Below are 3,614 nucleotides of genomic sequence, written 5' to 3'. Positions count from 1 at the left end.
ATGACTCCCAACTTCCCTTGCAGTCACGGTCTCTACGCTACGAGGGGAAGGCCACGTGGGCACCGGGAAGCGCAGGGACGGAGGCGTGGTCGGAATCGGGGCCGCCGAGGACGGCGATGAGGAATCGCTGTTGTGGCGGGTGAGCAGGACGACAGCGAGCAGCACGCCGACCAGGCCGCCCACGATGAGCACCGCCTTGGCCTTCCGCCGCCGATGGAGAGCCGATTAGGTCCGGGCGGTGCCGGGGGCGCGCTCATCACATGGATCCGGCAACACCGGTCACTCCATTTGCAGGCTTGCTCGATTGTCGCCGGAACCCGCCCCCTTGCCCAGCCATGGCTCAACCCGGTTTGGGGTCGGTGGGGCGGCATGGTGCGTGGTCAAGTGACCGTTTGGTTTCGCGCCTTCGGCGCAAAGCGGCAGCTACGGGTCAGGAGCGGGGCGGGCCAGGCCCGGTTGCCGGGTTCCGGTACGACAGGGCTGGCGGGTGTGGCGAGAACCGCCTGCCGCGTGGCTGGGCGGCCGGCGGCTGGTGGCTGGGTGGCGCGACCACGGTGCTGGGGCGCGGGCCGCCCCTGCGCCTGGGGCGAGCGAGGCACGCGGGAGGCATGGTGCGCAACGGTTGGCCCAGGCCTCAACTTGGCCCACTTTCCCTCCGTCAAATAGGGTGAATTCAGGCACCAGCAGAGGGTTTTCGATACCGGCACACCCGCAAACCGCCCAAGCAGCAAGCAGGCGGCAGGCGCCTCGCGCCACCCCTGTCGTGCCGGAACCCGGCAACCGGGCCTGGCCCGCCCCGCTCCTGACCCGTAGCTGCCGCTTTGCGCCGAAGGCGCGAAACCAAACGGTCACTTGACCACGCACCATGCCGCCCCACCCGTCAGGCGGACAAGGTGCCGTTGCGTACGGCGGTGATGAATGCGGCCCAGGGGGCGGGTTGGGCCGTGATCACGGTGGGGCGCTTGCTGTCCCGTATGGGTATGCGGCCGGGTATGTTGTCGGCGACTTCCAGGCAATCTTGCGAATCGATGCTGTAGGAACTCTTGCGCCAGGGCGCAGAAATACTCATGAGTGTCTTTCCTCAAGCGCCTTGCGAATACGGTCCATTGAAACATCAATGGACAGGGCATCCGCGTGCAGTTGATCGTAGAGGCTGACGAACAGCGAGACCCGGCCAGGGTCCGTGACAAAGCCGCCGTCGTTGACTCCCTCTTGATACACAACGGTACGCCCGTCGCTGAGCGTCCAGACGGTAGCCAGGCCTATGCCCGTTACGAACACGCGGTTGTGCGCGAATGGCAGCACCTGGACGGTGACGCGGGGGCGCTCACACATCTTCAGCAGATACACAAGCTGATCACGCATGACGTCTGGCGCACAGACAGCTCGATGAAGAGCTGACTCGTCCATGATGCACCGCAGCCATGGCTGATTCGGACCGTCGAGTACGTTCTGGCGCTCCATGCGAACCTCGACGCTCTTGTCGAGATCTCCGCCCCAGAACGGCACACCGGCGCCCAGGAGCGCCGTCGCATACTCCCGGGTCTGCAGAAAGCCGGGAACGACATAGCTGAACACCTGGATCCGCGTCGCCCGCGTCTCAACATCGGCGATGTCCTCAGGCCACTTCTGATGCCAGTTGCGCCGAAGAAAGGGGCGCATCTCCACCAGGAGGCCACCCGAACCCAGCACCTCGTCCAGCAGCTTCGCAATGTCCTTGGGCGGCACGCCCTCCGCCCGCTCGAACTGGGCGATCCGGCCCCCGGAGAGGCTCACCGCCTCCCCCAGCTGAGCCTGCGTCCAGTCGCGCGCCTCCCGCAGATCGCGGATTTTCAGGCCGTACCACTCATTGATGTTCGCCGGTTCAATCCGCCTTGGCGCGGGCACAGTTGTTCGCCCTCCCGTTGAAGCAAGCCACTTCTACAGCCGTTACCACTGGTCACGCTACCGCCACCCAGCGACGCTTGGAACCGAAACCAGCGTGAAAGGAACCGTCGCGTGAAGAACCCGCCCGCCGTAGGGGAGTTGGTCCTCGATGCCCGCCGCGACCGCATCGGCCGGGTCACCGCAACCGCCGACGGGCGGCTACGGCTCCGGCCCCCGTCCGGAGGCGAAGCCTGGGACGCACTCCCCTGCGACGTACGCCCGGCCACCGCACATGACGCGCTGCGCGCAAAGCGGTGCGAGGAGTGCCAGCGGATCAAGCGGCTGCGCTCCGCGGCTCTGGAGGCCGGTGACCTGCGGAAGGCCGTGGAACTGACCGAGGCCATGGGCGTCCACCTGCGCGTGGCCCACTCCTGAACTCGGCGCCGCCCATTGCGCCGGGTGCGGGCCCGCTCCTCCTCGAAGAGGCCGACGAGGCGCTGGGGATCGGGATCCAGCTCGATGGGCGCGTCCTCACGAACCGCCGAACCCGTCCTCCCGCCGCCACCCCCACTACGCTCTGGGACGAACACGGTGCCGCCGGCCTGGCATCGGCAATCGAGACGGGGGCTCTATGCGCTATCTGGTACGCGATCGCCTGCTGGCCTTTCACGAGGAGGCCTGGGTCGAGACCGAGCACCGGGAGAGAGTTTACCGGGTGGACCGGAAATTCTTCCGGCTGCGGAACACCTTTGACTTCCTGGACACTCAGGGCGTCCAGGTGGCCAGCATCGTCAAGAAGTTTCTCACCCTGCACCACACCATCCTGGTCAAGCGGGACGGAGAGGTGGAGGCCCGGATCAGCAAGCGGGCGTTCGCCCTCTTCGGTGACCGCTTCAAGGTCACCCTGCGGGACGGGCGGCGGCTGCGGATCGTCGGCAACTTCTGGGACCGGGAGTTCGACATCCAGCATGAGGGCACCACCCTGGCGCATATCTCCCGGCGCTGGTTCAGCATCCGGGACGTCTATGCGATCGATGTGCTGGATCCGCAGGAGGCAACGCTGTTGATCATCCTGGCGGTGTGTGTGGATCACACGCTTCAGGACCTCAAGGGAGAGAAGCTCACCAATCTCTAGGCCCGGTCTCCAGGCCCGGCTTACCCGGTGATCCGCACGGCCCCGGACGGGCAGATCTCCCCGGCCTCCCGGGCCAGGGGTCGGTTGTCGCCGTCGGGGACGGCCTGGAGTACGGTCACCAGTCCGTCGTCATCCTGGTCGAAGACCTCTGGCGCGGTCAGCGCGCACAGGCCCGCGCCCACGCAGACGTTTCGGTCGGCAGTCACCTGCATGATGGTCCTTTCGCCGTGTCGCCGGGGACATCGTGTCACCGGGGGCAGTGTGCCACTTGAACAACGTGGTGATGGCCGGGGCGAGTTCCCGTGGCTGTCGCTCAGGGCACGGCCTCGGACCGTGCCGCCCGGGTATCCAGGCGTGTGACGGCGATTGCGAATTGGACACACCCGGAACCCTTGGCGCTGTTTCGCCTGTCTCTACGGACACAAGATGCACTCAGGCCCCATGGGGCATTACAGCCACCCGGAGCGAGCTCTTTCGATGACGTACAACCCGCCGACTGCCTACCGGTCCCGCCGCAAGGCTCCCCGCGCCAAGCGCTGGATCCTCGTTGTGGCCTGTATAGCCGTGCTCGGAGCCATCGCCTATCCGGTGCTCAACTACTTCGACGTCTTCT

At 66.4% G+C, this 3,614-nt stretch carries 5 protein-coding genes; 2 read left to right on the top strand and 3 right to left on the bottom strand.

The annotated features are described in order from the left end of the window. Positions 1-880: 880 nt before the first annotated feature. Together ABCR83_RS32415 and ABCR83_RS32410 are read right to left on the bottom strand one after the other, a co-directional pair. Positions 881-1,069, bottom strand: a complete 189-nt coding sequence (locus tag ABCR83_RS32415) for a DUF397 domain-containing protein (protein WP_462698845.1) — start codon at positions 1,067-1,069, stop codon at positions 881-883. Continuing rightward, positions 1,066-1,887 carry a helix-turn-helix domain-containing protein gene (locus ABCR83_RS32410; RefSeq protein ID WP_462698844.1) on the bottom strand — a complete coding sequence of 274 codons (822 nt, stop codon included), beginning with the start codon at positions 1,885-1,887 and terminating at the stop codon, positions 1,066-1,068. Before ABCR83_RS32410 ends, ABCR83_RS32415 begins: the two co-directional genes overlap by 4 nt. 111 nt (positions 1,888-1,998) lie before the next feature. Here ABCR83_RS32410 and ABCR83_RS32405 point away from each other — a divergent pair, with 111 nt between their 5' ends. Beyond that, complete coding sequence (locus ABCR83_RS32405) at positions 1,999-2,301, top strand: hypothetical protein (RefSeq protein ID WP_462698843.1); 303 nt, start codon at positions 1,999-2,001, stop codon at positions 2,299-2,301. Between the two features lie 196 nt (positions 2,302-2,497). Continuing rightward, positions 2,498-3,001 (top strand): LURP-one-related/scramblase family protein, encoded by a 504-nt coding sequence (locus ABCR83_RS32400; protein WP_462698842.1) that lies wholly within the window; start codon positions 2,498-2,500, stop codon positions 2,999-3,001. Between the two features lie 20 nt (positions 3,002-3,021). Here ABCR83_RS32400 and ABCR83_RS32395 read toward each other — a convergent pair whose 3' ends face one another. Then, on the bottom strand, positions 3,022-3,213 hold the full coding sequence (locus ABCR83_RS32395) for a ferredoxin (RefSeq protein WP_462698841.1): 192 nt from the start codon (positions 3,211-3,213) through the stop codon (positions 3,022-3,024). Positions 3,214-3,614 lie beyond the last annotated feature (401 nt).

This window comes from Streptomyces xingningensis (assembly GCF_054957865.1).
This window is presented reverse-complemented; position numbering and strand designations above follow the sequence as displayed.